Source organism: Sphaerisporangium sp. NPDC088356, assembly GCF_040685555.1.
In the GTDB taxonomy this organism is placed as follows: domain Bacteria; phylum Actinomycetota; class Actinomycetes; order Streptosporangiales; family Streptosporangiaceae; genus Sphaerisporangium.
In genome coordinates this window covers 1-3,587 of sequence record NZ_JBFBIK010000234.1, presented here as the reverse complement: position 1 = coordinate 3,587, position 3,587 = coordinate 1, and the positions used below count along the sequence as shown (strand labels likewise).

Sequence of the window (3,587 nt, the reverse complement as noted above, 5' to 3'; positions counted from 1 at the left end):
GCCGGAAACCCGGCGGGCGGCCCTAGATCACGGTCGTCGGACGCCCGTCAGACGCCCATCTTCTTCTTGAGGTTCTCGTCCAGGGCCGCCAGGAAGTCCTGGGTGGTCAGCCACTTGGCGTCGCCGCCGACGATCAGGGCGAGGTCCTTGGTCATCTGGCCGGCCTCGACGGTCTCGATGCAGACCTTCTCCAGCGTCTCGGCGAACGCGGTCACCTCGGGCTGGTTGTCGAGCTTGCCGCGGTGGGCGAGGCCCCGCGTCCATGCGAAGATCGAGGCGATCGGGTTGGTGGAGGTCGGGTTGCCCTTCTGGTGCTCGCGGAAGTGGCGCGTGACCGTGCCGTGCGCCGCCTCGGCCTCGACCGTGCGGCCGTCGGGGGACATGAGCACCGAGGTCATCAGGCCGAGCGAGCCGAAGCCCTGGGCGACCGTGTCGGACTGCACGTCACCGTCGTAGTTCTTGCACGCCCAGACGTAGCCGCCCTCCCACTTCATCGAGGCGGCGACCATGTCGTCGATGAGCCGGTGCTCGTAGGTGATGCCGGCGGCCTCGAACTCGGCCTTGAACTCGCTCTCGAAGACCTCGGCGAAGATGTCCTTGAACCGGCCGTCGTAGGTCTTGAGGATCGTGTTCTTGGTCGACAGGTAGACCGGGTAGTTGCGGTCCAGGCCGTACCGCATGGAGGCGCGCGCGAAGTCGCGGATCGACTCGTCCAGGTTGTACATCGCCATGGCGACGCCCCCACCGGGGAAGTCGTAGACGTCGATCTCCATGGGCTCCGAGCCGTCCTTCGGGGTGAAGGTCAGGGTCAGCGTGCCCTCGCCCGGCACCTTGATGTCGGTGGCGCGGTACTGGTCGCCGAAGGCGTGACGGCCGATCACGATCGGCTTGGTCCACCCCGGCACGAGCCTCGGCACGTTCGCCATGATGATCGGCTCGCGGAAGATGACACCGCCGAGGATGTTGCGGATGGTCCCGTTCGGGGACTTCCACATCTTCTTGAGACCGAACTCCTCCACCCGGGCCTCGTCGGGGGTGATGGTGGCGCACTTCACACCGACGCCGTACTGCTTGATGGCGTTGGCGGCGTCGATCGTCACCTGGTCGTCGGTCGCGTCACGGTGCTCGATCCCCAGGTCGTAGTACTTGAGGTCGACGTCGAGGTAGGGCAGGATCAGCTGGTCCTTGATGAACTTCCAGATGATCCGGGTCATCTCGTCGCCGTCGAGTTCGACGACGGGACCCGCTACCTTGATCTTGGGCATGCTTGGGGTTCCCCTTCTAGCAACTTCTCACGACTAGGCTGACCAAACGGTCGTTTTGCGAACGCAATGGCGGGGTGAGGCTACCGGACGAGGCATGAGGGGTTACTGCCTACCCAAGAGCCATTGCAAGGCGACGCTGAGGGCGACCACGGTCATGACGCCGCCGAGCACTCCGTACGTGACGGCGTCGGTGCGCCTGTTACGCACGGCGAGCAGGCTCTCGCGGTCACCGGGCACCAGCAATCGCAGCACGGCGCCGAGGAGCACCGAGCAGGCGACGATCAACGAGCCCGCCCACGCGGGCAGGCCCATCGCGATCGCGCCGAGGCCGACGGCCGCGCCCGCCAGGATCAGCAGGTACGGCCCCCATGCCCTACCGTTCGTCAATCGGTGTCCACTTCTGGTCGCGCTCCCCGATGTACTCACTGTCCGGACGGATCAGCCTGTTGTCGGCGTGCTGCTCGATCACGTGGGCGGTCCAGCCGGACATCCTGCTGACCGAGAAGACCGGGGTGAACAGGTCCGTCGGAATGCCGAGGTAGTGGTAGACCGTCGCGGCGTAGAAGTCGACGTTCGGGTACAGCCCCTTCTCCGCGAAGACGACCTCCTCCATCTCCTTTGACATCCGATAGTAGGTGTCGTCCCCGCTTGCCTCGGCCAACGCGCGCGACATCTTGCGCAGGTGAGTCGCGCGCGGGTCCTCGGTCTTGTAGACCCGGTGGCCGAATCCCATGATCTTCTCGCCGCTCGCGAGCTTGTCCCGTACGGCCTGGGCCACGCCGTCCGAGGGGATGCTCTCCAGGGTCCGCATGACCTGCTCGTTCGCGCCGCCGTGCAGCGGGCCCTTCAGGGTGCCGATCGCGGCCACGATCGCCGAGTGCATGTCCGACAGCGTCGCCGCGCAGACGCGGGCGGCGAAGGTCGAGGCGTTCATCGTGTGGTCGGCGTGGAGCACGAGGCACTCGTCGAAGAAGTCGACCTCGGTCTGCTCCGGCACCCGGCCCGTGATCTGCATCAGGAAGTTCGCCGCGATGCTGAGGGACGGGTCCGCCTCGCGCGCGGTGCCGCCGGTGCGTGCGGCGTGGTAGCGCGCGACGAGGATGGGCTGCTGCGCCGTCAGGCGCGCGGCCTTGCGCCGGTTGGCGCCGGACTCGTTGGAGTCCTTGTCCGCGTCCTCGGCGCCGGCCAGGGAGACCAGGCTGCGTAGCGCCTCCATGGGCGCCTGTTTCTCCGCGATCTCGCCGATGTTGGCTTCGACGAGGGCGCCGAGGGTACGACCTCGGACGAGTTCCGCTCCGTAGTCGGCCAGCTGCTGACGCGTGGGGAGCGTGCCATGCTGAAGCAGGTGCGCGGTCTCTTCGAAGCTCGTGCGGCCGGCTAGATCGTGGATGTCGTAGCCGCGGTAGAAGAGGCGACCGGCTTTGCCGTCGATGTCGCTCAGCGCTGTAGACGCGGCGACGACATCGGCGAGGCCTTTGGTGGGGTTGTCCGCCATGTGTTATTTCCTCCGCTTATCTTCGTCCGAAGTCTACCTGTGAGCAGGTAAAACCGGCCGAGGAGGTCCAGACCAATTTCTGCAGTGATTCTCGTTATGGCAAAGGCGATTCCCCAACCCCTCGTTTGGGTAAGCCGGAGGTGTAGCGGAAGTAACGGCGGGCTACCTGGGGAGGAACTGCCGTGGAGGGGCCGTTCATACGCGTCGAGGACACCGGTGAGGTGGTCCCGTTGCGCCCCGAGATCACGACGATCGGCCGAGGCCGAGGCGTCGACGTCAGGCTGGCTGATCCAAGCGTGTCACGACTGCACGCCGAGTTCATCCGCCGTGGACCCTACCTTTATGTCGTTGACCTGGGCCTGTCCCGCAACGGCACACGGGTGAACGGCAGGCCGATCGCCCGGAGGGTGCTCGACGACGGCGACGTCGTCTCCTTCGGAGCGGCTCGCTGTCGGGTCGGCGGGGTGCCAAGGGAGGATTTCGCCCCGGAAGTCGAGTTGCGCCGCGCGGCGGCGCCCGAACTGACCAGGCGAGAGGTCGACGTGCTGACCTCCCTGTGCCGGCCGGCGCTGTCCGACGAGGCGTTCGTCGCGCCCGCGACGGCGCGCGAGATAGCCGACGACCTGGTGGTGACGGAGGCGGCCGTCAAGCAGCACCTGTTAAGGCTCTACCAGAAGTTCCGCATCCCGGAGGGCATCAACCGGCGCACAAGGCTGGCCAACGAGGTCGTCGCCCTCGGCCTGGTCCGCCCCACACCGGTGGTCCCCCCGCATCCCTCCCAAGTGCTTTCGGCTTCTACGCCGACCCTACTCGTGGTGCCGTCGTGG

At 66.7% G+C, this 3,587-nt stretch carries 4 protein-coding genes; 1 reads left to right on the top strand and 3 read right to left on the bottom strand.

Annotated features, from left to right (window positions below):
- Positions 1-47 precede the first annotated feature (47 nt).
- From AB0O34_RS36390 to AB0O34_RS36380, 3 genes are all read right to left on the bottom strand, one after another.
- Positions 48-1,265, bottom strand: a complete 1,218-nt coding sequence (locus AB0O34_RS36390; protein ID WP_363923492.1) for an NADP-dependent isocitrate dehydrogenase — start codon at positions 1,263-1,265, stop codon at positions 48-50.
- A 102-nt stretch (positions 1,266-1,367) separates the two neighbouring features.
- Positions 1,368-1,652 carry a DUF3017 domain-containing protein gene (locus AB0O34_RS36385; RefSeq protein ID WP_363923490.1) on the bottom strand — a complete coding sequence of 95 codons (285 nt, stop codon included), beginning with the start codon at positions 1,650-1,652 and terminating at the stop codon, positions 1,368-1,370.
- Complete coding sequence (locus AB0O34_RS36380) at positions 1,639-2,760, bottom strand: citrate/2-methylcitrate synthase (protein WP_363923488.1); 1,122 nt, start codon at positions 2,758-2,760, stop codon at positions 1,639-1,641. The genes AB0O34_RS36385 and AB0O34_RS36380 overlap by 14 nt, the downstream gene beginning before the upstream one ends.
- 182 nt (positions 2,761-2,942) lie before the next feature.
- On the opposite strand from AB0O34_RS36380, the gene AB0O34_RS36375 reads away from it, so the two are divergent.
- A partial coding sequence (locus tag AB0O34_RS36375; protein WP_363923486.1) for an FHA domain-containing protein occupies positions 2,943-3,587 on the top strand: 645 nt, incomplete at its 3' end.

Coding starts and splice junctions, on each gene's coding strand:
- AB0O34_RS36390 (WP_363923492.1), bottom strand. CDS start 1,265: ATGCCCAAGATCAAGGTAGCGGGTCCCGTCGTCGAACTCGACGGCGAC.
- AB0O34_RS36380 (WP_363923488.1), bottom strand. CDS start 2,760: ATGGCGGACAACCCCACCAAAGGCCTCGCCGATGTCGTCGCCGCGTCT.